The sequence below is a fragment of the Imbroritus primus genome (assembly GCF_964332355.1).
GTDB lineage: Bacteria > Pseudomonadota > Gammaproteobacteria > Burkholderiales > Burkholderiaceae > Imbroritus > Imbroritus primus.
The window spans coordinates 2,716,099-2,742,048 of sequence record NZ_OZ201293.1 but is presented as its reverse complement, the minus strand read 5'-3'; the positions used below and the strand labels follow the sequence as shown (position 1 = coordinate 2,742,048).

Sequence of the window (25,950 nt, the reverse complement as noted above, 5' to 3'; positions counted from 1 at the left end):
CGGCTTGCCGCTGCCCGCGACATCCCGCACAATGCATCTTCACTTCAGATGCGGCATGTGCCGCGGGGCCGCCCTATGAGCCAGTACGCTTTCTCCGTCACCGTCCGGACGCAGCACCTGCCTGACCAGTCGGCGCCGGAACGAAACAGCTATGCGTTTGCCTATACCATTCATATCCGCAACACCGGCACCGTGCCGGCGCAACTGATCTCGCGGCACTGGATCATTACCGACAGCGACAACAAGGTGCAGGAGGTCTCCGGCCTTGGCGTGGTCGGGCACCAGCCGCTGCTGCGACCGGGCGAGGAATTCGAGTACACCAGCTGGGCGTCGATCCCCACGCCGACTGGCACGATGCGCGGCGAATACTTCTGCGTGGCCGAAGACGGCCATCGCTTCGAAGTCGAGATCCCGGAGTTTGCGCTGGTCCTGCCGCGCATGCTGCACTGAATCAGCCGTCCTGCCTGGGCGGTTCAGCGGGTGGCTTCGGCGGGCGGGGGTGCTTCTTGGCGCCACTCATCGTCCAGACCACGATGAAGATGAGCAGGGCGAGGGCGGCCGCGGCTTCCAGCGCCAGCAGGAGCATTGGATATCGTTCGAGAAATTCAGTCATGTTTGTACGCACCTCGGTTGCGGCAATATTGTAGGCGACTGGCGCGCATGCGCTGCGCGAGTCGGATGTAGGAGAGTAGACGCTTGAAGTACGTTTCGATTCCCTCGTTTTTTGCAATCGCGTCAGCACGCTTGGCGCGCATGCTGCGCTTTGGCGGGCTGGCGGCCCTCACCGTGCTCGCCGGATGCGTGACCACGCCGCCCGTCTCACCCCCGGTAGCCCCGCCACCGCAGGCGGGAACGCTGCAACCGGCGGCATGGGCTGAAATCGATGGCTGGAACAGCGACGATGTGCGCGCCGCCTGGCCCGCGCTGCAATCCGGCTGCCAAGTCCTGAAGCGCCGTGCCGAATGGGCCCGGCCCTGCAGCGAGGCGCTGATGTTTGATGCCGGCGACCCGGCTGCCGTGAAGCGCTTCTTCGAAACCAACTTCGTTCCGTATCGTGTCGTCAACAGTGACGGCACCGACACCGGCCTGGTCACGGGTTACTACGAACCCGTGCTGCGCGGCTCGCGTACACGCCGCGGCCAGTATCAGATTCCATTGCATACGCTGCCACCGCAGTTGCGCGGCCGGGCCATGCCAGCGCGGGCTGAACTGCTGCGCAGTCCCGCGTTGCGCGGCGCCGAGCTGGTCTACGTGGACGATGCGGTCGAGGCCGCTTTCCTACAGATCCAGGGCTCCGGCCGCATCCAGCTGGCCGAAGGTGGCGTCATGCGCGTGGGCTATGCCGGCACCAACGACCAGCCATTCCGTTCGTTCGGTCGCTGGCTGCTCGATCGCGGCGAGATCACGCCCGCGCAGGCCACCATGCAGGGCATCAAGGCATGGGCGCGCGCCAATCCGGGGCGCGTCGACGAGATGCTCAACGTGAATTCTCGCTACGTCTTCTTCCGCGAATTGCCGCCGAGCAACGATGGTCCCATCGGCGCGCTTGGCGTGCCCTTGACGGCCGAACGCTCGATTGCCGTTGATCCAAAGGCCATCCCGCTGGGCGCGCCGGTATTCCTCTCGACCACCCGCCCGCTCTCGAACGAGCCGATCCAGCGCTTGATGTTCGCGCAGGACACCGGCACGGCGATTCGCGGCGCGGTACGGGCTGACTTCTTCTGGGGGGCTGGCGATGCGGCCGGGGAGCAGGCCGGGCGCATGAAGCAGCGCGGCCAGATGTGGGTGCTCAAGCCACGCACCTGACCTTTCAACCACGAACGGACTGCGAGGACTCGCCATGTCGTACGAGAACATCTTGGTGGAAACGGTCGAGCGCGTCGCCGTGATCACGCTCCATCGTCCCAAGGCGCTCAATGCCTTGAATGACGCGCTGATGGACGAACTTGGCGACGCCCTGTTGCGTTTCGACGCCGACGAAGCGATCGGTTGCATCGTCATCACCGGCAGCGACAAGGCCTTCGCTGCTGGCGCCGATATCGGCATGATGGCGGGCTACTCCTATATGGACGTTTACAAGGGCGACTATGTCACGCGCAACTGGGAAACCCTGCGTCGCGTGCGCAAGCCCGTGATCGCGGCTGTCGCCGGCTACGCCTTGGGTGGCGGCTGCGAACTCGCCATGATGTGCGACATCATCCTGGCGGCGGACAATGCGCGCTTCGGCCAGCCCGAGGTCAAGCTCGGCACCATGCCGGGTGCGGGCGGCACGCAGCGGCTCCCGCGCGCAGTTGCCAAGGCCAAGGCGATGGAGCTCTGTCTCACCGGGCGCATGATGGACGCCGATGAAGCCGAGCGTGCCGGCCTGGTATCGCGGATCGTGCCGCTCGCCGGGTTGCGCGATGAAGCCTTGCGGACCGCTGCCACGGTGGCTGGCTACTCCCTGCCGATCGTCATGATGATCAAGGAATCCGTCAACGCTGCCTACGAAAGTACGCTGGCCGAAGGCGTGCACCTCGAGCGCAGGCTGTTCCATGCCACCTTTGCAACGGACGACCAGAAAGAGGGCATGCAGGCGTTCGTCGAGAAGCGGCCACCGGATTTTCGACACCGCTAGGCATGCTCGTTTGCGCAGTGCTGCAAGTCGAATATTGCTAAGTGATTGATTTGATAGGGAACTCAAAAATCTTTCGCAAATAGGCTTGCCAAGCCATCGAAAGTTGCCTAAGATTCGGCCCTCGCTACCAGACAGCGACGCGGCACAAGCGGCGACGGGGTTTGGGTGGTGACGGTGAGTGGGGTGGATGAGAAATCTGCCGAAGCTTGCTGGGTGGTGCTCTCCGGGGAATTTGGATGAGTGCTGCGAGTTGACTGCGCTGGGGTCTGGATAAAAAAGATTTCAGAAAGTAGTTGACGAAGAGGTAAAAGCTCTTCATAATCTCGTTTCTCTGCTGCAACGAACGCAGCGCAGAACGAAGCAGTAAGAGGTGAGCAGTACAAAGTCAGTTGGACAAAGTTCAGTGACTGAAGATCTTTAACAAACAAACAGCCGATAAGTGTGGGCGCTTGGTTGCGGATGCGGAGGTTTCGGCCTCTAGCTAAAGTAATATGAAGTGCTCACACAGAAGTATGAGGTAGATGGAAACATCTATCGTCAGATTCTGATGAGAGCGACCGCTCGAGTAAGAGCGAAAACTTGGATTTAAACTATAGAGTTTGATCCTGGCTCAGATTGAACGCTGGCGGCATGCCTTACACATGCAAGTCGAACGGCAGCACGGGTGCTTGCACCTGGTGGCGAGTGGCGAACGGGTGAGTAATATATCGGAACGTGCCCTGTAGTGGGGGATAACTAGTCGAAAGATTAGCTAATACCGCATACGACCTGAGGGTGAAAGTGGGGGACCGCAAGGCCTCACGCTATAGGAGCGGCCGATATCTGATTAGCTAGTTGGTGGGGTAAAGGCCTACCAAGGCGACGATCAGTAGCTGGTCTGAGAGGACGATCAGCCACACTGGGACTGAGACACGGCCCAGACTCCTACGGGAGGCAGCAGTGGGGAATTTTGGACAATGGGCGAAAGCCTGATCCAGCAATGCCGCGTGTGTGAAGAAGGCCTTCGGGTTGTAAAGCACTTTTGTCCGGAAAGAAATCCCTTGGGATAATACCTCGGGGGGATGACGGTACCGGAAGAATAAGGACCGGCTAACTACGTGCCAGCAGCCGCGGTAATACGTAGGGTCCGAGCGTTAATCGGAATTACTGGGCGTAAAGCGTGCGCAGGCGGTTTTGTAAGACAGATGTGAAATCCCCGGGCTTAACCTGGGAATTGCATTTGTGACTGCAAGGCTAGAGTGTGTCAGAGGGGGGTAGAATTCCACGTGTAGCAGTGAAATGCGTAGAGATGTGGAGGAATACCGATGGCGAAGGCAGCCCCCTGGGATAACACTGACGCTCATGCACGAAAGCGTGGGGAGCAAACAGGATTAGATACCCTGGTAGTCCACGCCCTAAACGATGTCAACTAGTTGTTGGGGATTCATTTCCTTAGTAACGAAGCTAACGCATGAAGTTGACCGCCTGGGGAGTACGGTCGCAAGATTAAAACTCAAAGGAATTGACGGGGACCCGCACAAGCGGTGGATGATGTGGATTAATTCGATGCAACGCGAAAAACCTTACCTACCCTTGACATGCCACTAACGAAGCAGAGATGCATTAGGTGCCCGAAAGGGAAAGTGGACACAGGTGCTGCATGGCTGTCGTCAGCTCGTGTCGTGAGATGTTGGGTTAAGTCCCGCAACGAGCGCAACCCTTGTCTTTAGTTGCTACGCAAGAGCACTCTAGAGAGACTGCCGGTGACAAACCGGAGGAAGGTGGGGATGACGTCAAGTCCTCATGGCCCTTATGGGTAGGGCTTCACACGTCATACAATGGTGCATACAGAGGGTTGCCAAGCCGCGAGGTGGAGCTAATCCCAGAAAATGCATCGTAGTCCGGATCGTAGTCTGCAACTCGACTACGTGAAGCTGGAATCGCTAGTAATCGCGGATCAGCATGCCGCGGTGAATACGTTCCCGGGTCTTGTACACACCGCCCGTCACACCATGGGAGTGGGCTTTACCAGAAGTAGTTAGCCTAACCGCAAGGAGGGCGATTACCACGGTAGGGTTCATGACTGGGGTGAAGTCGTAACAAGGTAGCCGTATCGGAAGGTGCGGCTGGATCACCTCCTTTCAAAGCGTGCATTCAAAAGCAGGCGTCCACACTTATCGGTTTGTTTGATGTTACAGCCAAGGGTCTGTAGCTCAGGTGGTTAGAGCACCGTCTTGATAAGGCGGGGGTCGTAGGTTCAAGTCCTACCAGACCCACCATTCAAGGCGTGTTGCAGGATGGGTTCGCAAGGATCCGAGCTTCACAGATGGGGGATTAGCTCAGCTGGGAGAGCACCTGCTTTGCAAGCAGGGGGTCGTCGGTTCGATCCCGTCATCCTCCACCACACCTTTGGAATTGGAATGCTAAACGCAAGCACATGCGAGTGTGCTTGCGTTTGGCATAGCCAAGACGAGCGCTTGAAAAAGCAAACTCGGCTGTTCTTTAACAATTAGGGATGTAGTAAAGATATCGCGGTGCGTTGATGAGGCGCACATACAAACGCGATATCGGGTTGTGATTGTATCAAAAGTATTTAAGTGATCGAAAGATGACTTGGAATACGGCACAACGCTAAAACTCAACCTGTAATGAGCAAAGTCTTTCGAGACATACTCGTTATAGGGTCAAGCGAACAAGTGCATGTGGTGGATGCCTTGGCGATTACAGGCGAAGAAGGACGTGGTAGCCTGCGAAAAGCTTCGGGGAGCTGGCAAACAAGCTTTGATCCGGAGATGTCCGAATGGGGAAACCCGGCCCGAATGGGTCATCCGTAACTGAATCCATAGGTTACGGAAGCGAACGCGGTGAACTGAAACATCTAAGTAGCCGCAGGAAAAGAAATCAACCGAGATTCCCAAAGTAGCGGCGAGCGAAATGGGAACAGCCTTGTACTCTTTAGCAGAACAGTTAGCAAAACGGGATGGAAAGTCCGGCCATAGCAGGTGATAGCCCTGTATGCGAAAACTGATTTGTGGAACTAGGTGTACGACAAGTAGGGCGGGACACGTGAAATCCTGTCTGAAGATGGGGGGACCATCCTCCAAGGCTAAATACTCGTAATCGACCGATAGTGAACCAGTACCGTGAGGGAAAGGCGAAAAGAACCCCGGGAGGGGAGTGAAATAGATCCTGAAACCGCATGCATACAAACAGTCGGAGCCTCTTCGGGGGTGACGGCGTACCTTTTGTATAATGGGTCAGCGACTTACATTCAGTGGCAAGCTTAACCGACTAGGGAAGGCGTAGCGAAAGCGAGTCCGAATAGGGCGTTCAGTCGCTGGGTGTAGACCCGAAACCAGACGATCTATCCATGGCCAGGTTGAAGGTGCGGTAACACGTACTGGAGGACCGAACCCACTAATGTTGAAAAATTAGGGGATGAGCTGTGGATAGGGGTGAAAGGCTAAACAAGTCTGGAAATAGCTGGTTCTCTCCGAAAACTATTTAGGTAGTGCCTCGTGTCTAACCTTCGGGGGTAGAGCACTGTCATGGTTGTGGGGTCCATTGCGGATTACTTCGCCATAGCAAACTCCGAATACCGAAGAGTTCAATCACGGGAGACAGACATCGGGTGCTAACGTCCGGTGTCAAGAGGGAAACAACCCAGACCGCCAGCTAAGGTCCCTAAGTATTGCTAAGTGGGAAACGAAGTGGGAAGGCTAAAACAGTCAGGAGGTTGGCTTAGAAGCAGCCACCCTTTAAAGAAAGCGTAATAGCTCACTGATCGAGTCGTCCTGCGCGGAAGATGTAACGGGGCTAAGCAATACACCGAAGCTGCGGATGCGTGCTTGCACGCATGGTAGGAGAGCGTTCTGTAAGCCTGTGAAGGTGTCTTGTAAAGGATGCTGGAGGTATCAGAAGTGCGAATGCTGACATGAGTAGCGATAAAGGGGGTGAAAAGCCCCCTCGCCGTAAGCCCAAGGTTTCCTACGCAACGTTCATCGGCGTAGGGTTAGTCGGCCCCTAAGGCGAGGCAGAGATGCGTAGCTGATGGGAAGCAGGTTAATATTCCTGCACCATTGTTAAATGCGATGGGGGGACGGATCGCGGAAGGTTGTCCGGGTGTTGGATGTCCCGGTTTCTGACTCAGAGAAGGCGCTTAGGCAAATCCGGGCGCGTAATTCAAGGGGTTGGGACGAGTGGCCTTGTGCCGCGAAGCAATCGGAAGTGGTTCCAAGAAAAGCCTCTAAGCTTCAGTTTAACAAGACCGTACCGCAAACCGACACAGGTGGGCGAGATGAGTATTCTAAGGCGCTTGAGAGAACTCGGGAGAAGGAACTCGGCAAATTGGTACCGTAACTTCGGGATAAGGTACGCCCTTGTAGCTTGACTGGCCTGCGCCAGGAGGGTGAAGGGGTTGCAAAAAATTGGTGGCTGCGACTGTTTAATAAAAACACAGCACTCTGCAAACACGAAAGTGGACGTATAGGGTGTGACGCCTGCCCGGTGCCGGAAGATTAAATGATGGGGTGCAAGCTCTTGATTGAAGTCCCGGTAAACGGCGGCCGTAACTATAACGGTCCTAAGGTAGCGAAATTCCTTGTCGGGTAAGTTCCGACCTGCACGAATGGCGTAACGATGGCCACACTGTCTCCTCCCGAGACTCAGCGAAGTTGAAGTGTTTGTGATGATGCAATCTCCCCGCGGCTAGACGGAAAGACCCCATGAACCTTTACTGCAGCTTTACATTGGACTTTGAACCGATCTGTGTAGGATAGGTGGGAGGCTTTGAAGCGTGGACGCCAGTCTGCGTGGAGCCATCCTTGAAATACCACCCTGGTTTGTTTGAGGTTCTAACCTTGGCCCGTGAATCCGGGTCGGGGACAGTGTATGGTGGGCAGTTTGACTGGGGCGGTCTCCTCCCAAACTGTAACGGAGGAGTTCGAAGGTACGCTTGGTACGGTCGGACATCGTGCCTAAAGTGCAATGGCAAAAGCGTGCTTAACTGCGAGACCGACAAGTCGAGCAGGTGCGAAAGCAGGACATAGTGATCCGGTGGTTCTGTATGGAAGGGCCATCGCTCAACGGATAAAAGGTACTCTGGGGATAACAGGCTGATACCGCCCAAGAGTTCATATCGACGGCGGTGTTTGGCACCTCGATGTCGGCTCATCTCATCCTGGGGCTGTAGCCGGTCCCAAGGGTATGGCTGTTCGCCATTTAAAGAGGTACGTGAGCTGGGTTTAAAACGTCGTGAGACAGTTTGGTCCCTATCTGCCGTGGGCGTTGGATATTTGACGGGGGCTGCTCCTAGTACGAGAGGACCGGAGTGGACGTACCGCTGGTGTACCTGTTGTCTCGCCAGAGGCATCGCAGGGTAGCTATGTACGGAAGAGATAACCGCTGAAAGCATCTAAGCGGGAAACTTGCCTGAAGATGAGATATCCCTGGGAACTTGATTCCCCTGTAGGGTCGTTCGAGACCAGGACGTTGATAGGCTGGGTGTGGAAGCGCAGTAATGCGTTAAGCTAACCAGTACTAATTGCCCGTGAGGCTTGATCCTATAACAAGTATGTTTCGCAGGTTGAAACCAGCTTGTGCCTGATTCAGTTACAACCCATTCCACGTGCAGCAACGCTGCACGACTACATCCCCGATTGGTTTCGTTGACCTCTGCAGCGAAACAACAAGTCATGCCTGGTGATCATAGCGAGTTGGTACCACCCCTTCCCATCCCGAACAGGACCGTGAAACGACTCCACGCCGATGATAGTGCGGATTCCCGTGTGAAAGTAGGTAATCGCCAGGCTCTCCTTTAAAACCCCCGCAAGCTCACGCTTGTGGGGGTTTTGCTTTTACAGCGACAGAATCACCATAGCGCCCGCCCGCGCAATATCGGCTTCCAGGCTCCATTCCACCTAACCCTTCATTCGTCCCCCTTCTGCAGCGATTCACTCCGGCCAGTGCTCACATCCTTGATCCGGTTGCATTGCCCTCTCGCCTGCCTTCCCGGAACATTCCAGCAGCATCCACATGAATGCTGGTTCAGTCATCAGCTGGATTGCTTGCGTTTATGTCCAGGCACTCTCCCCGTGTCTGGCGCTCGGGCGGCAAGGAGAGGCCGTGTTCCGGAGCCTTTTGAATATTGAATAGGCGGCGTTGATGGATACCTTGGAGACTTTCCGGGCACATGAACGTGGGTGGCCACGAATGCCGACTCAGGTGTTTCCAAACCGGGAACACTTTGCTAACGTGGTCGTCTTACCAGACTCATCCATGCTGTGGACATCGGGATGCGTATTTCGTCTTGTCAGTTGATTTTCCTGGGCTGTGCGGCGGCTGCGCTGCTTGGGGCGTGTGCGCCCCTGGAGCGCGCGGCACCTCGTGCGCAGCATGAGCCGGTAGCACAGGCCAATCAACTCGCTACCCACGTGCCGCCATTCTCGGGGCAATCCACCGGAATATTGCCGCAAGGCTGGAAGCCCTGGATTCTGAATCGCCAGAAGGTTGCGACGGAGTATCAGTTGGCGCAGGAAGGCACGCGGATCGCCTTGCGTGCGGATGCGGCGAGCTCGGCATCCGGGCTGTATGTGCCTTTGGTTCCGGGCAAACGCCGGCATTTGCGTTGGGAGTGGAAAACGGACAACTGGATCGAGGCGGCCGAAAACAGTTCGCGCCAGCGGGAAGACTCGCCGCTGCGCATCTTCGTGGCATTCGGCGGGGACATTGCGACGTTGCCGCTCAAGGATCAATTGATGTTCGAGATGGCGCGCGTGACGACCGGCAGGGAAATGCCCTACGCGACCCTGATGTACATTTGGGGAGCACGGCGGCCGGTGGGGTCTGTGGTGGCCAATCCGCACACGGACCGGGTCCGCATGATTGTCGTCGACAGTGGCAAGGGTGAGATCGGTAGGTGGCGCGCCCACGAGCGCGACCTGCAGGCGGATTATCGCAAGGCGTTCGGCACCGATCCTGGTCCCGTCCTGGCCCTGGGCGTCATGACGGATACCGACAATACGAAATCGCACGTGCGCGCATGGTATGGCGATATCGTGCTCGACTGACGGCGCACGATCCAGGTGAGATGGCCAAGGCCATCGAGGCCGGCATCATCAGGGCTGTGCCAGCCACTTCTCCGCAAGCCGCACCCAGTACGACGCGCCGAGCGTCAGGATCTCGTCGTTGAAGTCATAGCTCGGGTTATGCAGGACGCAAGGGCCGAGGCCGTGCCCCGCATCGCGGTGCTCGCCTTCGCCGTTGCCGATGAAGACATAGCAGCCTGGCTTTTCCAGCAGCATGAAGGCAAAGTCCTCGGCCCCCATCGACGGCTCGACATCGCTCAGCGTATTGTCTTCGCCAACGAGCTCGTGCATGACCCCGGCGGCAAACTCGGCTTCGGCAGCGGAGTTGATGGTGGGCGGATAGTTCCGCTGGAATTCGAACGTAATAGTGCAGTCGAACGCCGCCGCGACCGAACGGGCGATCTGTTCCATGCGCGTCTCGAACAGATCCAGTACATCGAGCGTGAACGTCCGCACGGTGCCACCGAACCATACGCTGTCCGGCACGATATTGGTGGCATCGCCGCCATGGAACTGCGTGATGGACAGCACGGCATTGTCGATCGGCCGCTTGTTGCGTGTGACGATGCTTTGCAGGGCCGAGATGATCTGCGTCGCCGTAAACAGCGGATCATTGCCGTAGTGCGGCAGGCCGGCATGGCAGCCCTTGCCATGCACGGTGATGCAGAACTCATTGCTCGAGGCCATGATCGGGCCCTTGCGGACGCCGAAAGCGCCAACTCGCAGTCCGGGCCAGTTGTGCATGCCGAATACCGCATCGCAGGGAAACTGCTTGAACAGGCCGTCGGCGATCATCTCGCGGGCTCCGCCACCGCCTTCTTCCGCGGGCTGGAAAATAACATGGACGGTGCCGTCGAAGTTCCGTGTCTGCGCCAGATGGTGGGCGGCGGACAAGAGCATGGCGGTGTGTCCGTCATGCCCGCACGCGTGCATCTTGCCGTCATGCACGGAGCGGTGTGCGAAGGTGTTCTGTTCCTGCAGCGGCAGTGCGTCCATGTCGGCACGCAGGCCGATGGCACGCTTGCTGGAGCCTGCGGTGATGGTGCCCACCACCCCGGTCCTGCCGAGCCCGCGCGTGACGGGAATGCCCCATTGCTCCAGTTTGGCGGCCACGAGATCCGCCGTACGATGCTCTTCGTAGCGGAGTTCCGGGTGCGCATGGATGTCACGCCGGATCGCTTCGAACTCCGAGCGGGTGCGTTCGATATCGGTGATGCGGGTCATGATCGGGGTCGTGATGGCCTGAAAGACCAGGAAGCCTAAAGCCACATGATACGGTGAACGCGACCAGTTGCAACCTTCCGCGGCCGCGTGGGTGCCGTGCAAGGCGCAACCGGTAGCTGCGCTGCAGTCCTCGGCACGGCGATGACCGCCAATATGGCGGACGCATTACAATCATGCCATTCACGGAACCTCACCCCTTGCCATGGGCGCCTATATCGTCCGCCGAATCGGCCAAAGCCTCCTGATCCTGCTCGTGATGTCGCTGCTGGTGTTCGCCGGCGTCTATGCCATTGGCAATCCGGTCGATATCCTGATCGGGCCGCAGGCGGACCAGCAGGACATCCAGCGCACCATTGCTGCGCTGGGACTCGACCAGCCGCTGTGGCGGCAATACCTTCTGTTCCTCGGACGTGCGCTGCAGGGCGATCTTGGTACATCGTTTGTTCATGGTACCTCGGCGATCGGCCTGATCCTGGCGCGCATGCCGGCAACGCTTGAGCTCGCAGGTTTCGCCATCGTGCTGGCCGTGGTGCTTGGCATTCCGCTCGGCTTGTGGGCAGGGCTCCGGCCGGATGGCTGGGCCGACCGGATCATCATGGGCATGTCGGTCATCGGGTTTTCAATGCCGACCTTTTGGGTGGGCCTGATGCTCATTATGCTGTGTTCGGTCCAGCTCGGCTGGCTGCCGTCGAGCGGGCGGGGCGAAGTCGTGACGTGGCTGGGCCTGCCATTCAGCTTCTGGACCATCGATGGCTTCCGCCATCTGCTGTTGCCGGGCCTGACGCTCGCTCTGCTGAACATCGCCATGATCGTACGCCTCACGCGTAGCGGCGCGCGCGAGGCGATGCAGCAGGAGTACGTGCGCTACGCCCGCGCCAAGGGCCTGAGCGAAGGCCGCATCATCGGGGTGCATGTGCTCAAGAACATCCTGATCCCCGTCGTCACCGTCACGGCGCTGCAGTTCGGTTCGATCATTGCATTCGCCATCGTCACGGAAACGATCTTTGCCTGGCCGGGGATGGGTAAGCTCATCATCGATTCGATCCAGATGCTCGACCGCCCTGTGATCGTGGCGTACCTGCTGGTCACGGTGACTTTGTTCGTGCTGCTGAATCTGGTGGTCGACCTGCTGTATGGTGTGCTTGATCCGCGTGTCGGGCGGGGAGCACGGTCATGAGCCTAGCCTCGGGGGCGACGCCTGCTGCGTCTGTATCGTCCCGGCGCGCATTCTGGCGCCGCTGGGCGGAGAGCCGCACCGCGCTGCTGGCTGGTCTGCTGCTGCTCGGTCTCGTACTGGCGGCCATCATCGGCCCCTGGTTCACGACGCAACATCCCTACGACCTGGGTGGACTCGATCTGATGGACGGCCGCCTGGCGCCAGGCAGTACCGGGGCAAGCGGCCAGCTATTCCTGCTCGGGACGGACGAGCAGGGCCGCGACATGTTCGCGGCCATCCTCTACGGCCTGCGCGTGAGCTTGCTGATCGGCCTGGGCAGCACGCTGCTCGCGCTCGCGCTTGGCGGACTGCTGGGCCTTGTGGCTGGCTATGCCGGTGGTTGGATCGATACGCTGATTATGCGGCTGGCCGATATGCAGCTGTCGTTTCCGCCCATCCTGCTGGCCTTGATACTGCTGGTCCTCATCGGCGGCGGTGCGGGCAACGTCATGCTGGCGCTGGTGGCGGTGCAGTGGGCCTATTACGCGCGCACCATGCGCAGCGCGGCGCTGGTCGAGCGTGGCAAGGAGTATATGGAAGCCGCACAGGTGCTCGGCCTACCGGCCTGGCGCATCATGTTCGTGCACCTGTTGCCGAACTGCCTGCCGCCACTGATCGTCGTGGCCGCGCTGCAGACCGCGTCGGCCATCGGCCTGGAGGCGACATTGTCATTCCTCGGCCTGGGTGTGCCGGTGACCCAGCCTTCGCTCGGCTTGTTGATTTCTAACGGCTTCCAGTACCTGTTTTCCGGGCAGTACTGGATCAGCGTGTTCCCCGGCATCGCGCTACTGCTAGCGATGACGTCGATCAACCTCGTGGCCGATCGCCTGCGCGACATACTCAACCCGCGGCTGGAGGTGCGTTGATGCTGAGCGTCTCGCGCCTCACCACACGCTACCAGCCGCGCGGCGTCGCGGATGACGAGGCCGTGACCCTCGTGAACGAGGTGTCGTTTACCATCGCACGCGGCGAGATCCTGGGCATGGTCGGCGAATCCGGTTCAGGCAAGTCGATGACGGCCAACTCCATCATGGGCCTGCTTGATCCGCCGGCACGCGTGACGGCCGGCGAAATCATGCTGACCGACCGCACAGGCAAGCAATGGGACCTGCGCCACGCCGATGCGGCAACGCTGCGCAGCCTGCGCGGCAATCGGATTGCAATGGTGTTCCAGGATCCGTCCACGGCGCTGAACCCGGTATTGCGCATCGACACGCAGATGATCGAGGCGATCCGTGCTCATGCTTCGGTCAGCCGTGCCGCTGCGCGCGAGCGCGCCTGCGCCATGCTCGCGCGCATGGGCATCGCCTCGCCGGAAGCCAGGCTGCGCGCCTATCCGCATCAATTGTCGGGCGGCATGCGCCAACGCGTGGCGATTGCCATTGCCCTGCTGAACGCACCGGATGTGATCATTGCCGACGAGCCGACCACGGCACTCGATGTGTCCATCCAGGGCCAGATCCTGGCGGAGATCCAGGCACTGTGCCGCGAATCCGGTACCGCCCTGTTGTGGATCACGCATGACCTGTCGGTGGTCGCCGGGCTCGCGGACCGGGTCTGCGTCATGTACGCCGGACGCATCATCGAAAGCGGCCCGGTTGGCGAAGTGCTGACAGCACCGCAACATCCCTACACGGCAGGCCTGATTGCGTCGTCGCCCGCCAACCCGGCCGGTGGTCCGTTGCAGCCGATTCCCGGCGCCGCGCCATCGTTGGCGGCGTTGCCGCCGGGCTGCGCGTTCCAGCCGCGCTGTGCCTATGCCACTGCGCAGTGCGAGGTCCCGCCGCCGGAAACGCGTGGTCCGGATGCACGCATGTGGCGCTGCATTCATCCGTTGCAGGCAGGGGGTGTGGATGGCTGACGCTCCACTGCTGCGGCTGGAACATGTTTCCCGCGAGTTCGGTGCGCCCGCCAGCCCCTGGGCACGTATCACAGGGCAATTGCGTGGCCGTGCCGCGTCCCAGGTCGTGCACGCCGTCAGCGATGTCACGCTGCAGATTGACGCTGGCGAAGTGGTGGGGCTGGTCGGCGAGTCGGGTTGCGGCAAGTCCACGCTCGGGCGGCTCGCCGCTGGCCTGCTGGCGCCGAGCGGTGGCCGTGTGCTGTGGCAGGGCGAGGATCTTGCTGCCATGTCGGACGAGGCTCAGCGCGCGGCACGGCGTGCGCTGCAATTGATTTTTCAGGATCCGTTTGCAGCGCTCAATCCGCGTATGCGCGTGCAGCAGATCATCGGCGAGGCACCCGTGGTGCACGGCCGGATCGCCCGCGGCGAACAGCGGGCCTACGTCGCGTCCTGGCTGGCGCGTGTGGGGCTGGGCGCCGACGCACTGGCGCGCTACCCCCATCAGTTCTCCGGCGGGCAACGGGCGCGCATCGGCATTGCGCGCGCCCTGGCCATGGAGCCGCAGCTGCTGATCTGCGACGAGTCGGTCGCAGCCCTCGACGTCTCGGTCCAGGCGCAGGTGCTGACACAGCTGATGCAGCTGCAGCGCGAACTCGGGCTAGCCTGCCTGTTCATCAGCCACGATCTCGCCGTGATCCGCCACGTCAGCGACCGGGTGGCCGTGATGTATCTGGGGCGCATTGTCGAGCAGGCGCCAGCGGCCCAGTTGTTCGCGGCACCGAATCATCCCTATACGCAAGGCTTGCTGGCGGCCGCACCGACCTTGCAGCCAGGACGCCGCACCTTCGTCGCCATCCAGGGCGAACTGCCGTCGCCGCTGGCACCGCCGGCCGGATGTGCGTTCCATCCGCGTTGCCCGCATGCCATGCCGCGTTGCCGGCAGCAACGTCCCGTCTTGCGGGCGATTGCACCGGACCACTGGAGTGCCTGCCACCTGAATGACGCATAATGGCAGGATGATTTTCCCCGCCGAATGGGTGCGCCATGGCTGAAACCGTGATCCGGGCTGCCTGCCCGCATGATTGTCCCGATACCTGTGCCATGCTGGTCACCGTTGCCGACGGCCGCGCGATCCGCGTGGCAGGTGATCCGGACCATCCGATGACGCAGGGTGCGTTGTGCACCAAGGTGGCCCGCTATCCCGAACGGGTTTACCACCCCGATCGCCTGCTGACTCCGCGCAAGCGCGTGGGCCCGAAGGGGGCCGGGCAGTTCGTCGACATCAGCTGGGACGAGGCGCTCGATCTTGCCGCGACACGGCTGAAAGCCATCGCCGCACGCGCTCCCGAAGCCATCCTGCCCTACAGCTATGCCGGCACCATGGGGCTGGTGCAGGGCGAAAGCATGGCCGCACGCTTCTTCCACAAGCTCGGCGCCTCGCTGCTGGACCGCACCATTTGCTCGGCCGCCGGCGTGGCCGGCCTCAAGTACACCTACGGCGGCAGCCTCGGCATGGACATGGAGTTCGTGGACGACGCCCGGCTGATCATCATCTGGGGCGGCAATCCGATCGCCTCGAACCTGCATGTCTGGATGCGCATGCAGGAAGCCAAGCGGCGTGGTGCGACGCTGGTGGCCATCGATCCCTACCGTTCGCTCACCGCGGAAAAATGCCATCGGCACATCGCGCCGATGCCCGGCACCGATGCTGCGCTGGCGCTTGGCGTGATGCACATACTGATACGCGATGGCCTGCTCGACCATGCCTATATCGCCGAACATACACTCGGCTTTGAAGCGTTGCGCGAGCGCGCTGCGGCGTATTCCCCGGCGCACGCGGCGACACTGTGCGGCATTGCTGCGGAAGACATCGAATGGCTGGCGGCACAGATCGGCGAGACTGCCGTGCGGCGCGGCGAACCGGTGGCGATCCGCGTCAACTATGGATTGCAGCGCGCACACGGCGGCGGGAACGCGGTGCGTGCGATTGCCTGCCTGCCGTCGCTGGTCGGTGCCTGGCGGCATGCAGCAGGCGGCTTGCAGTTGTCCATGTCCGGCTTCTTTCCTATCGACATGCGCACGCTGCAACGCATGGATCTGCTGCCGACATGGCCGGCCTTGCCGCGCACCATCAATATGGTGACGATTGGCGACGCCTTGCTGCATCCCGGTGACGCCAAGTTCGGACCGAAGATCGAGGCGGTCGTGGTGTACAACAGCAACCCGGTAGCGGTGGCGCCCGAGTCCGGTCGAGTCGCGGCGGGTTTCGCGCGCGAGGACCTGTTTACCATCGTGCTTGAGCATTTCCAGACCGATACCGCCGACTACGCCGATCTGCTGCTGCCTGCCACCACGCAGCTTGAGCACGTCGACATCCACAAGACCTACGGCCACGCGTACATGCTGGCCAACAATCCGGCCATCGCCCCGCTCGGGCAGGCCAAGCCCAATACCGAGATCTTTCGTCAGCTGGCCAGGCGCATGGGATTCGACGACGCGTGCTTTCGCGATAGAGATGAAGATATCGCAGCACAGGCCCTGCGTGCCGACGATCCCCGCTGTGCCGGCATCGACTGGCAATCGCTCAAACTGGCCGGCTGGCAGAAACTGAAGCTGGCGCGGGCGCCATTCGCCAACGGTGGTTTTGCGACACCGTCGGGCAAATGCGAGTTCTACTCGCAACAGCTGGCCGAGCGTGGCCACGATCCGCTGCCCACCTTCGTGCCGCCGTACGAGTCGGCGTACAGCACGCCGGAACTTGCCAGGCGGTTTCCACTGGCGATGATCTCACCACCTGCCCGTAACTTCCTCAACAGTACTTTTGTGAACGTCGAGAGCCTGCGTGCCACCGAGGGCGAGCCGCATCTCGACATCCATCCCGATGACGCCGCTGCGCGGAGCATCCGCGATGGCATGATGGTGCGCATCTTCAACGACCGCGGCACCTTGCAGGCGCGGGCGCGCGTCACCACGCGTGCGCGGCCGGGCCTGGTGGTCGGCCTGTCGATCTGGTGGAAGAAGCTGGCGGCGGATGGCAAGAATGCCAATGAGCTGACCAGCCAGCGCCTGACCGATCTCGGCGATGGCCCGGTGTTCTATGATTGCCTTGTGGATGTGGTGCCGCACGATGCGGATGCATGCGCTCCATGATGCCATCCAGGCCGGTGCCAGACGCAGCCCATGCGGGTGGCAACGCCATGCCGGCCGGATAGCCTGCCTGGCAGTCACAGCACTGAGCCTGAGTGGTTGCGAGGCGATCCAGTACTACGCCCAGGCAGTCGGCGGACATCTCAATCTCATGGCGGCGCGCCAACCGCTGGATACGGCCCGGCATGCGGCCGAGGTGCGTGGTGATCAACGGCTATCGCGCCAACTGGCACTGGCCAGCCGTATCCGCGTGTTTGCCACGCAGCGCCTCGGCTTGCCGGACAATGGCAGTTATCGCCAGTATGCCGATCTCCATCGCCCATTCGCAGTATGGAACGTGTTTGCGGCCCCCGCCTTGTCGCTGAAATTGAAAGAGTGGTGCTTTCCGGTGGCCGGCTGCGTGACCTACCGGGGTTACTACGACCGCGATGCCGCGCTGGCCTATGCCGCCACGCTGCGCGCCGAAGGCTGGGATATCCAGGTCGCGGGTATCCCGGCCTATTCGACCCTGGGATTCTTTGACGATCCACTGCTGAATACGTTTATCTATTTGCCGGAAGGCGAGCTGGCACGATTGATCTTTCATGAGCTGGCACACCAGGTCGTCTACGTGCAGAACGACACGGCATTCAACGAATCATTCACCTCCGCGGTCGAGCAGGCCGGTGTCGAACTCTGGCTGAGGGAGCAGGCGTCGCCTGAAGCACAGGCGGTGTATGAGCGCTACGCGATGCGGCGCGTGCAGTTTCGTCACCTGCTGCTCGATACGCGCGCGGCCCTGGAAGCGCTCTATCGAGATGACACCCTCAGCGTAGCCAATAAGCAGCAGCGCAAACACGATCTGCTCGCAGCCCTGCAACGCGACTACCAGACCTTGCGGACCGAGTGGGGCGGGTACACGGGGTATGACCGCTGGTTCGATCAGCCGCTTTCGAATGCCCATCTCGCCGCAGTCGCCAGTTACGAAGCCTGGGTCCCCGCTTTTCGCGCCATGCTGGCACGGGAGGGGAATGACTTCTCCGCCTTCTTCGCGGAAGTGCGCCGGCTTGCGCGGCTGGAGCCGGTCGCACGCGCGGCTGCACTGCGTGGCTTGTCGGCGTCGCGCTGAGCCTGCCATGACGCCCTGAGCAGGCATGCGACGGTGCGCGCTGGCAAATCCGAGCACCACGTCTAATCCATTGTGCCCGAACGGCAGGCCCGTTACATTGTCGAAAACCACAGATGACGTGAACCATCGCGAGGAGACGAACAGCATGGACAAGATTTGGCTCAAGCATTATCCCGCCGGCGTGCCTGCGGAAATCGATGCCAGCCAGTACGCGTCGGTGCCCCATCTGCTGGAAGACTCCTTCAGCAAGTATGCGGCGCGCCCTGCCTTCGAGTGCATGGGCAAGACCCTGACCTATGCCGAACTCGATACGCAGTCCCGGCAATTCGCCGCGTGGCTGCAGGCGCGCGGCCTCGCGCCGGGCGCGCGCGTGGCACTGATGATGCCGAATGTCCTGCAGTACCCGATTGCCCTGGCGGCCGTGCTGCGCGCCGGCTATGTGGTGGTGAACGTCAATCCGCTCTATACGCCGCGCGAGCTGGAGCATCAGTTGAAGGACAGCGGTGCCGAAGCCATCGTCATCCTCGAGAACTTTGCGCATACGCTGGAACAGGTCGTGGCGCGGACAGCGGTGCGCCATGTCGTCGTCGCAAGCATGGGAGAGCTGCTGGGTTGGCCCAAGGGCAGCATCGTCAATCTGGTGGTGCGTCACGTGAAGAAGCTCGTGCCGGCGTGGCAACTGCCCGGCTCGGTGTCGTTCCGCAGTGCGCTGGATGCCGGCAAGACGCTCGCCATGACGCCGGTGCACAGCCAGCCGGGCGACCTCGCGTTCCTGCAATATACCGGCGGCACGACGGGGGTTGCCAAGGGCGCCATGCTCACGCACCGCAACGTTATCGCCAACCTGCTGCAGACCGAGGCCTGGCTGCAGCCGGGCATCCATGACAAGAGCAAGGTGCTGACCATCGTCTGCGCCTTGCCGCTGTATCACATCTTCGCGCTGACGGTTTGTGCGCTGATGGGGATGCGCATGGGCGCACGCAACCTGATGATCCCAAATCCGCGCGATATCCCGGGGACGCTCAAGGAACTGTCCAAGACCGAGTTCCATATCCTGCCGGCGGTCAATACGCTGTTCAACGCGCTGGTCAACCATGCGGATTTCGCCAAGGTGAACTGGTCTTCGTTGATGATCGCGGTGGGTGGTGGCATGGCAGTGCAGAAGGCCGTTGCCGATAAATGGTATGCCAGGACCGGCGTGCCGATTCTCGAAGGGTATGGCCTGTCCGAGACATCACCTGTGGCCTCGAGCAATCCACCGACGGCCACCGAGTTCTCCGGCACGATTGGCATGCCGCTGCCCGGCACCGACTTTGCGATCCGCGACGATGACGGCCGGGACGTACCGTTGGGGCAGCCTGGCGAGATCTGCGTGCGCGGTCCCCAAGTGATGGCGGGCTACTGGAACATGCCGGCCGAGACGGCCAAGGTCATGACGCCAGATGGTTTTTTCAAGACGGGCGATATCGGCATCATGGACGAGCGGGGCTATACGCGCATAGTCGACCGCAAGAAGGACATGATCCTGGTCTCCGGTTTCAATGTCTACCCGAACGAGGTCGAAGGGGTTGCGGCGGAGTGCCCGGGTGTGCTGGAGGTGGCGGCGGTCGGCGTGCCAGACGAGCATTCGGGCGAGATCGTGAAGCTGTACGTGGTGAAGAAGGACCCGGCCCTGACCGAGGCCGATGTGCTGGCCTTCTGCAAGGAGCGGCTGACGGGTTACAAGCGGCCGCGCCATGTCGAATTCCGCAATGAATTGCCGAAGACCAATGTCGGCAAGATCCTGCGCCGCGAACTGCGGGACAGCTCGCCACCCACCACGGCTGCCTGACGGGCGACAGGCCGGGCTGCGGCTGTTGCCGCCGACCGGCTTATCCAGATGACCGGCGGGCTACCATGATCCTCTGCATGATGACCCGCCGGTGATTCCCCCACATTTCCAGATCACTGGTGTTCCCCGCCGCGATGGCACGAGGCACACGGCGCTTCATGTGAGGCTGCCGCTGGGTGTCATGGACACTCGCGCGACGGCGACAGGCGCGGATAGTCAGGGCGGTTGGCAGAGATCACGCGCACGCAGCTGCCGGTTTCCAGCCCGGGCAGGGCCGGGCTGTTGATCGTGACTTCGGGGCCGTCCAGCGTCCGCACCTTGAACGCATAGATATCGATCTGGCGCGTTGGCGGCGGACCACCGAAGATGCGGCCGAGGTCGAAACCCAGGCCCACACCTACGCCGCCACCGCTGCTGCCGCCGAACCCGCCTAGCGCACCGAGTCCGACACCGACGCCACCGCCGCGCGGCTGGGTTTCTTCGTTGACCTGCGTCAGGAAGGTTTTGCTGACGATGCGGCCCAGCCGGACCGTGCTGTCCGAGGGGACGATCTCGGGTGCGGCCGGTCCGCTGGCGCAGCCGGCCAGCATTGCGATGGCAAGGGCAGCGGCTGCCGCCATGGCTGTCCAGCTGGCGCGCATGGGCTGAACGATGTGCCGAAAAGCGTGGATCCTGGATGGGCGAGTATTCACGGCAGCCTCCTGAAAGCGCGGGCGTGCCGGGCGTGGCACGCGGTCATGCCGCCCAGCTTAACGCGGCGCAGCCGCGGCTAGTGTGAGAGAGTGTAAAGTCGCTTCGTCATGCCATTCGATCATGCCGCTTGATCAAGCCGCTCAATCCACTTTTGCACCAGACGCCTTCACGACCTTGGCCCATTTGATGTGCTCGCTGCGGATATACGCCGCGAACTGCTCGGGCGTATTGCCGACCGGCTCCGCGCCTTGCGCCTGCAAGCGCTCCTTGACGGCCGGACTGGACAGCGCCTTGGCGACCTCCTGCTGCAGGCGATGCACGATCTCGGCAGGCGTGTTGGCCGGCGCCAGTAGGCCAAACCAGGAGCTGGCCTCGTAGGTGGGCAGGTCGGCTGCCTGGGCGATGGTCGGCACGCCCGGCAGGGCTGCGGAGGGCCTCGCGCTGGTCACTGCCAGTGCCTTGAGCCGGCCCGCCTTGATCTGCGCCATGGAGGAAGGCAGGTTGTCAAACATCAGGTCGGTCGTACCGCCCATCAGGTCGGCCAGGGCCGGGCCACTGCCGCGATACGGCAGATGCACCATGAAGGTCCGCGTCTGGGATTTGAACAGTTCCCCGGCGAGATGGATCGAGGTACCGTTGCCGCTCGATGCCATGTTGATCTTGCCAGGATTGGCGCGTGCATAGGCGATCAGATCCTTGACGGTCCGGATCTGGTGCTTCTCGGCAAAGGCCGGATTCAAGACCAGCACATTGGGCACGGCTGCTACCAGGGTGACGGGGGCGAAGTCCTTGAACGGATCGTAGGGGAGCTTCCCGCCATTCTGCGAGTACAGCGCTTGATTGATGCCATGTGTACCGACCGTCCCCATCAGCAGCGTATACCCATCGGGAGCCGACTTGGCGACGGCTTCGGCGCCGATGTTCCCGCCTGCACCAGGACGGTTGTCGATCAGCACATTCCAGCCTGGCAGCTTGCTGAGTTCCGCGCCGACGGCGCGCGCGAGGATGTCCGTCGTGCCACCCGGGGCAAACGGAACAACAATGCGGATTGGTTTTGCTGGATAGGTCTCCGCGCGGGCGGAAGACGTGGGCCACACGGCTAGCGCGGTAAGAGCGACACACGACAGCAGGGCTGCCTGGAAAGCACGACGGGAATAGCGCATCGCCATCTCCTTGCAAGGACGTGTTTGCCGATTGTTGCCGAGTGCAAGACGCGTCGCCAGCGGAGAAACCCTGAGTCGGCGCAGCGCCTGCGGTTGTGCGGGTCCCCGCGTCAACGGCGGTCCGGGGAATGGGTTCCGTAGAAATGAAAAAAGCACCCGAAGGTGCTTTTTTCATCGAGCCAGTCAGGCCGCCATCAGAAAATGTGACGGATGCCGATGCCCACGTTGGTGCGGTTCTTGTCCAGGCTGGTCTTGCCTGCGTTATTCAGGTCGCCCAGCGCCAGGTCCTTGACGTTGGTGTAGTCAACCGTGCCGTAGACTTGGGTGCGCTTGGACAGCGAGTACTCAGCCAGGGCGACCAGGGTGTAACGCTTGCCCTTTTGGTCAGCCAGGCCCGGGACTTCATCCTTCGGACGCGAGTAGTAGCCAGCGCCGGTCAGGGCCAGGGCCGGGGTCACGTTGTAGGTCAGGCCAGCGTACCAGACGTTGGTCTTGAACGTGCCGCCGATGCTTTCCTTCATGCGGTGGTCCTGGTAACCCGCTGCAGCCTTGAGGGCGCCCACAGTGTAGGTTGCGCCCACGGCCCAGTTGGTCAGCTTGTCGCTGTCGGTACCGCCGAGGGTCACGGCCGAACCGGCGTTACCGCCGCCACGGCTTTGCTGATAGGCGCCGCCGAAGCCGAACGGGCCAGCCTTGTAGGTCACCATCGTGCCCATGTAGCGGCCAGCCGTGGCGTTACCGGCTTGCTCGCCGAAGCCGTAGCCGGCGATCACGTTCAGGCCGCCAAACGAACCGGCGTACTTGATCTGGTTGTTCACGCGGATCGGGTACATGCCGACGTAGTAGGCATTTTCTTCGTAGTTGCCGACGGTCAACGGATCGAAGTCCAGCAGGAAGTCGTGGATGGCGCTGTGCTGGCGACCGAGGGTCACGGCGCCGAAGTTGCCTTCCAGGCCGACATAGGCCATACGGTTGAAGAAGCTGCTCGAGGAGTTGTTCGAGCCGTTATCCAGGCTGAAGCCGTTTTCCAGGCGGAACACGCCTTTCAGGCCGCCGCCCAGGTCTTCCGAACCCTTGATGCCCCAGCGGCTTTGCGAGATGGCACCGTCCGTCATGCGGATCACGCTGCTGTTGGAGTCGTTGGTGTTGCTGGAATAGCGGATGCTGACGTCAGCAATACCGTACAGCGTGACGCTCGATTGTGCGAAGGCGGAGGTCGCGAGCAGGGAGCCACATGCCAGAGCAAACAGGGTTTTCTTCATGAAAGATTCTCCTGGAGACGATTCTTGATGTTGTAGATCAATGTGATAGCTGTATGACAGCACCCATTTGGTGAGCGAAATGTAGCAAAAAAGCGGACACGGGAGAAACAGAATCGGAGGGGTGCCAAAGATTGTTGCTATTTGCCAACGAAAACATCCTGGGATTAGCTGCAATGCACCATTTCATGCGGCTTGCGCGGCAGTTCCATGTGCGGGTGCGCGACGCAATCCTGTCCGGTTTCCAGCGGCTGTCCGGCATGATTTGCATGCGGTCTCGCAGGCGCTGGTCCGCCGTCTGGCGGGGGCGGAATGGCGGTTCGCGCTAAAATGACTGGTCTTCACGACCTGCTTGGAAAGCGAGATGTTCCTGGACCGAATGATTGCGGAATTTGATCATGCCTTGCGTGCCATGACCGGCGTGACGCGGGCGGCCCGTCCCAGTCCGGCGGCTGGCCTGGCAGGTGAGCCTGAGGCCCTGAGTCCGACGGAGCGCCGGCACGTCGCAGGGCTGATGCGCGTCAATCATGTGGGTGAGGTCTGCGCACAGGCGCTTTACCAGGCGCAGAAGCTCACTGCGCGCGCCCCCGAGATCCGGGCCGCGATGGCCCAGGCGGCGAGGGAAGAGGAGGACCACCTGGGATGGTGTGCCGAACGTCTCCACGAAGTCGGCGCCCGCCCCAGCCTGCTCAACCCGCTCTGGTATGCCGGCGCGTTCTCCATCGGCTGGCTGGCCGGCCGGATCGGCGATCGGGTCAGCCTCGGGTTCGTGGCGGAAACCGAGCGTCAGGTGGAGCGCCACCTGGATGGCCATCTCGATCGGCTGCCTGCCCAGGATGGAAAATCGCGCGTCATTCTGGAGCAGATGCGCGCCGATGAGATCCGGCACGGCCAGCATGCGATCGAGGCAGGCGGTGCGACCTTGCCGGCCCCGGTGCGTGGGGCCATGACGCTGGCCTCGCGCGTCATGACCTCGACCGCCTATCATCTTTGACGGAGCAGTGAGCGAACTCAGCTACGGCGGGCGTTTGCCGCTGCCTTCGGGTCATTGTTTCAGGCCCTTGTTTATCCGCAGGGTGAGCGCATAGATAAGGTGCTTTCTCCGCAATCTTTTCTATGTGCTTAATTTTATTGAATATTCCCCTCGACGGTGCATGCAAAAAGTGCGCTAAGTCTTTGTTCTGATTCAAAAAATTCTGTAACTCTCCCTTGCAGAGCCTTGACCGGGTATGTTGCTTCCTCTACAGTGGGAAATAGTGTGAAGAAGTGGTTTTTTGTGTGCAAAAACCGCACTTCCCAGCCGGATTCGCCGGCTGTTGTGGCGCGCTGTTTATCCATATCAATCGGTGTAGGCGGACGAAAGGGACGAAACCATCGTGTTTCAGGGGGCTTCGGCGTTGTCGCTGGATGCCAAGGGGCGGATGTCCATTCCGACCCGGCATCGCGAGGCGCTCCAGGTGCAGGCAGAGAACCGGGTGACGATTACCAAGCACCCGGATGGCTGCCTGTTGCTGTTTCCCCGACCTGAATGGGAGATGTTCCGCAGCCGTATCGCGGCACTGCCCATGGATGCGCACTGGTGGCGCCGGATCTTCCTGGGCAACGCCGCCGATATCGAGATGGATGGCAACGGGCGCGTGCTGATTGCGCCGGAGTTGCGCAGTGCCGCGTTGCTGGACAAGGAAGTGATGCTGCTCGGCATGGGCAGTCATTTTGAAATCTGGGATGCCGCGACCTATGCCGCCAAGGAGCAGGCTGCAATGGCGCAGGGCATGCCGGATGCGCTCAAGAATTTCTCTTTCTGACGGTGGGGCATGAGACCAGCAGGTGAACCCGCCGGCCTGTCGCACCGGACAGTGCTGCTGGACGAAGCGGTCGACGCACTGGTGTGGCGACGGGATGGGAGATACGTCGATGGCACCTTCGGGCGCGGCGGGCATAGCCGGCTGATTCTCAGCCAACTGGGTCCAGCCGGCCGACTGGTCGCCTTCGACAAGGATCCGGCAGCAATCGCAGAAGCGGGCACCGTACAGGATGCCCGCTTCGCTATTGAGCATACGAGTTTTGCTGACATGGGCGAACGCATGGCGGCGCGCGGCGAAGTGCCGGTGGCGGGTGTGTTGCTCGATCTGGGGATCAGTTCGCCGCAGATCGATGAAGCGGCGAGAGGGTTTTCTTTTCGCTTTGATGGGCCGCTCGACATGCGGATGGACACGACGCGCGGCGAGACGGCGGCGGAGTGGCTGGCGACCGCGGACGAGCGCGAGATCGCAAGGGTGGTGAGGGATTATGGGGAAGAACGGTTTGCTGTACAGATTGCAAAGGCGATTGTTGCTCGCAGGCGCGAACCCGCACCTTCCGGTCCAGTCGCTACCACTGCCGACCTTGCCGCACTCGTGGCGCAAGCCGTCAAAACACGCGAGAAGGGCCAGGACCCTGCGACCCGCACCTTTCAGGCTATACGGATTCACATCAATCAAGAGCTTGCGGACCTCGAAAGAGGGCTGACGGCCGCTTACGAGTTGCTGGAACAGGGAGGCCGTCTGGTCGTGATCAGTTTTCACTCGCTCGAGGACCGCATCGTCAAGCGGTTCATGCAGGCGCATGCGCGGCCGCAGCTCGCGGATTCGTCCGCCGACCTGCGCCGCATGCCGCTGCGCGCGAGCGAACTCCCCCAGCCGACCCTGCGCCTGCTCGGCCGCGTCAAGCCGGGCCAGCAGGAAGTCGATGCCAATCCTCGTGCCCGCTCCGCGATCATGCGCGTGGCGGTGAAGCTGTGAGGAGC

19 protein-coding genes, 2 tRNA genes and 3 rRNA genes are annotated in these 25,950 nt (G+C 61.3%); 19 read left to right on the top strand and 5 right to left on the bottom strand.

The window, feature by feature from the left end; translation table 11 throughout:
* Positions 1 to 75 precede the first annotated feature (75 nt).
* Positions 76 to 450: a Co2+/Mg2+ efflux protein ApaG gene (apaG, locus tag ACQ3C8_RS12570; protein ID WP_009523617.1), complete on the top strand. Its 375-nt coding sequence runs from the start codon at positions 76 to 78 to the stop codon at positions 448 to 450.
* A gap of 1 nt (position 451) precedes the next feature.
* On the opposite strand, the gene ACQ3C8_RS12565 is transcribed toward apaG, so the two are convergent.
* A complete protein-coding gene (locus tag ACQ3C8_RS12565) occupies positions 452 to 613 on the bottom strand; it encodes a hypothetical protein (RefSeq protein WP_009523616.1) in 162 nt (53 codons plus the stop codon).
* Between the two features lie 140 nt (positions 614 to 753).
* Between ACQ3C8_RS12565 and mltA the strand changes: the two genes are divergently transcribed.
* From mltA to ACQ3C8_RS12525, 8 genes are all read left to right on the top strand, one after another.
* Positions 754 to 1,806, top strand: a complete 1,053-nt coding sequence (gene mltA / locus ACQ3C8_RS12560) for a murein transglycosylase A (protein ID WP_428853081.1) — start codon at positions 754 to 756, stop codon at positions 1,804 to 1,806.
* Positions 1,807 to 1,840: 34 nt separating this feature from the next.
* Entirely contained in the window at positions 1,841 to 2,617 is a 777-nt protein-coding gene (locus ACQ3C8_RS12555) for an enoyl-CoA hydratase (protein ID WP_428851750.1), read from the top strand.
* Positions 2,618 to 3,204: 587 nt separating this feature from the next.
* A 16S ribosomal RNA gene (locus ACQ3C8_RS12550) occupies positions 3,205 to 4,738 on the top strand.
* Between the two features lie 60 nt (positions 4,739 to 4,798).
* Positions 4,799 to 4,875: transfer RNA gene (locus ACQ3C8_RS12545), tRNA-Ile, on the top strand.
* Between the two features lie 49 nt (positions 4,876 to 4,924).
* Positions 4,925 to 5,000, top strand: a tRNA-Ala gene (locus tag ACQ3C8_RS12540).
* Positions 5,001 to 5,278: 278 nt separating this feature from the next.
* Positions 5,279 to 8,159, top strand: a 23S ribosomal RNA gene (locus ACQ3C8_RS12535).
* Positions 8,160 to 8,292: 133 nt separating this feature from the next.
* Positions 8,293 to 8,405: ribosomal RNA gene (rrf, locus tag ACQ3C8_RS12530) — 5S ribosomal RNA — on the top strand.
* The 16S, 23S and 5S rRNA genes sit together here with 2 tRNA genes alongside, the layout of an rRNA operon.
* A 484-nt stretch (positions 8,406 to 8,889) precedes the next feature.
* Positions 8,890 to 9,663, top strand: coding sequence for a DUF3047 domain-containing protein (locus ACQ3C8_RS12525; protein WP_428851749.1), 774 nt, complete (start codon positions 8,890 to 8,892; stop codon positions 9,661 to 9,663).
* 48 nt (positions 9,664 to 9,711) lie between these two features.
* Here ACQ3C8_RS12525 and ACQ3C8_RS12520 read toward each other — a convergent pair whose 3' ends face one another.
* A complete protein-coding gene (locus ACQ3C8_RS12520) occupies positions 9,712 to 10,905 on the bottom strand; it encodes a M20 aminoacylase family protein (protein ID WP_428853080.1) in 1,194 nt (397 codons plus the stop codon).
* A 202-nt stretch (positions 10,906 to 11,107) separates the two neighbouring features.
* On the opposite strand from ACQ3C8_RS12520, the gene ACQ3C8_RS12515 reads away from it, so the two are divergent.
* From ACQ3C8_RS12515 to ACQ3C8_RS12485, 7 genes are all read left to right on the top strand, one after another.
* A complete protein-coding gene (locus ACQ3C8_RS12515; protein ID WP_009523770.1) occupies positions 11,108 to 12,082 on the top strand; it encodes an ABC transporter permease in 975 nt (324 codons plus the stop codon).
* A complete protein-coding gene (locus tag ACQ3C8_RS12510; RefSeq protein ID WP_009523771.1) occupies positions 12,079 to 12,987 on the top strand; it encodes an ABC transporter permease in 909 nt (302 codons plus the stop codon). The genes ACQ3C8_RS12515 and ACQ3C8_RS12510 overlap by 4 nt, the downstream gene beginning before the upstream one ends.
* Positions 12,987 to 13,982 carry an ABC transporter ATP-binding protein gene (locus ACQ3C8_RS12505; RefSeq protein ID WP_009523772.1) on the top strand — a complete coding sequence of 332 codons (996 nt, stop codon included), beginning with the start codon at positions 12,987 to 12,989 and terminating at the stop codon, positions 13,980 to 13,982. The genes ACQ3C8_RS12510 and ACQ3C8_RS12505 overlap by 1 nt, the downstream gene beginning before the upstream one ends.
* Positions 13,975 to 14,973, top strand: coding sequence for an oligopeptide/dipeptide ABC transporter ATP-binding protein (locus ACQ3C8_RS12500; RefSeq protein WP_009523773.1), 999 nt, complete (start codon positions 13,975 to 13,977; stop codon positions 14,971 to 14,973). Before ACQ3C8_RS12505 ends, ACQ3C8_RS12500 begins: the two co-directional genes overlap by 8 nt.
* A gap of 35 nt (positions 14,974 to 15,008) precedes the next feature.
* Complete coding sequence (locus ACQ3C8_RS12495) at positions 15,009 to 17,114, top strand: molybdopterin-containing oxidoreductase family protein (RefSeq protein ID WP_428851748.1); 2,106 nt, start codon at positions 15,009 to 15,011, stop codon at positions 17,112 to 17,114.
* Entirely contained in the window at positions 17,062 to 18,219 is a 1,158-nt protein-coding gene (locus ACQ3C8_RS12490) for an aminopeptidase (RefSeq protein WP_428851747.1), read from the top strand. Before ACQ3C8_RS12495 ends, ACQ3C8_RS12490 begins: the two co-directional genes overlap by 53 nt.
* A 145-nt stretch (positions 18,220 to 18,364) precedes the next feature.
* A complete protein-coding gene (locus ACQ3C8_RS12485) occupies positions 18,365 to 20,050 on the top strand; it encodes a long-chain fatty acid--CoA ligase (protein ID WP_428851746.1) in 1,686 nt (561 codons plus the stop codon).
* Positions 20,051 to 20,229: 179 nt separating this feature from the next.
* Here the strand turns inward: ACQ3C8_RS12485 and ACQ3C8_RS12480 are convergent, their stop codons facing one another.
* From ACQ3C8_RS12480 to ACQ3C8_RS12470, 3 genes are all read right to left on the bottom strand, one after another.
* A complete protein-coding gene (locus ACQ3C8_RS12480) occupies positions 20,230 to 20,670 on the bottom strand; it encodes a hypothetical protein (RefSeq protein WP_428851745.1) in 441 nt (146 codons plus the stop codon).
* Between the two features lie 213 nt (positions 20,671 to 20,883).
* A complete protein-coding gene (locus tag ACQ3C8_RS12475; RefSeq protein WP_428851744.1) occupies positions 20,884 to 21,906 on the bottom strand; it encodes a Bug family tripartite tricarboxylate transporter substrate binding protein in 1,023 nt (340 codons plus the stop codon).
* A gap of 194 nt (positions 21,907 to 22,100) precedes the next feature.
* Positions 22,101 to 23,168, bottom strand: a complete 1,068-nt coding sequence (locus ACQ3C8_RS12470; protein WP_009523779.1) for a porin — start codon at positions 23,166 to 23,168, stop codon at positions 22,101 to 22,103.
* Between the two features lie 361 nt (positions 23,169 to 23,529).
* Between ACQ3C8_RS12470 and coq7 the strand changes: the two genes are divergently transcribed.
* The 3 genes from coq7 to rsmH all read left to right on the top strand — a co-directional run bounded on the left by coq7 (position 23,530) and on the right by rsmH (position 25,945).
* Positions 23,530 to 24,159, top strand: coding sequence for a 2-polyprenyl-3-methyl-6-methoxy-1,4-benzoquinone monooxygenase (gene coq7 / locus ACQ3C8_RS12465; protein ID WP_428851743.1), 630 nt, complete (start codon positions 23,530 to 23,532; stop codon positions 24,157 to 24,159).
* A gap of 382 nt (positions 24,160 to 24,541) precedes the next feature.
* A complete protein-coding gene (gene mraZ / locus ACQ3C8_RS12460; protein ID WP_009523781.1) occupies positions 24,542 to 24,970 on the top strand; it encodes a division/cell wall cluster transcriptional repressor MraZ in 429 nt (142 codons plus the stop codon).
* Between the two features lie 9 nt (positions 24,971 to 24,979).
* On the top strand, positions 24,980 to 25,945 hold the full coding sequence (gene rsmH, locus ACQ3C8_RS12455) for a 16S rRNA (cytosine(1402)-N(4))-methyltransferase RsmH (RefSeq protein WP_009523782.1): 966 nt from the start codon (positions 24,980 to 24,982) through the stop codon (positions 25,943 to 25,945).
* Positions 25,946 to 25,950: the final 5 nt, after the last annotated feature.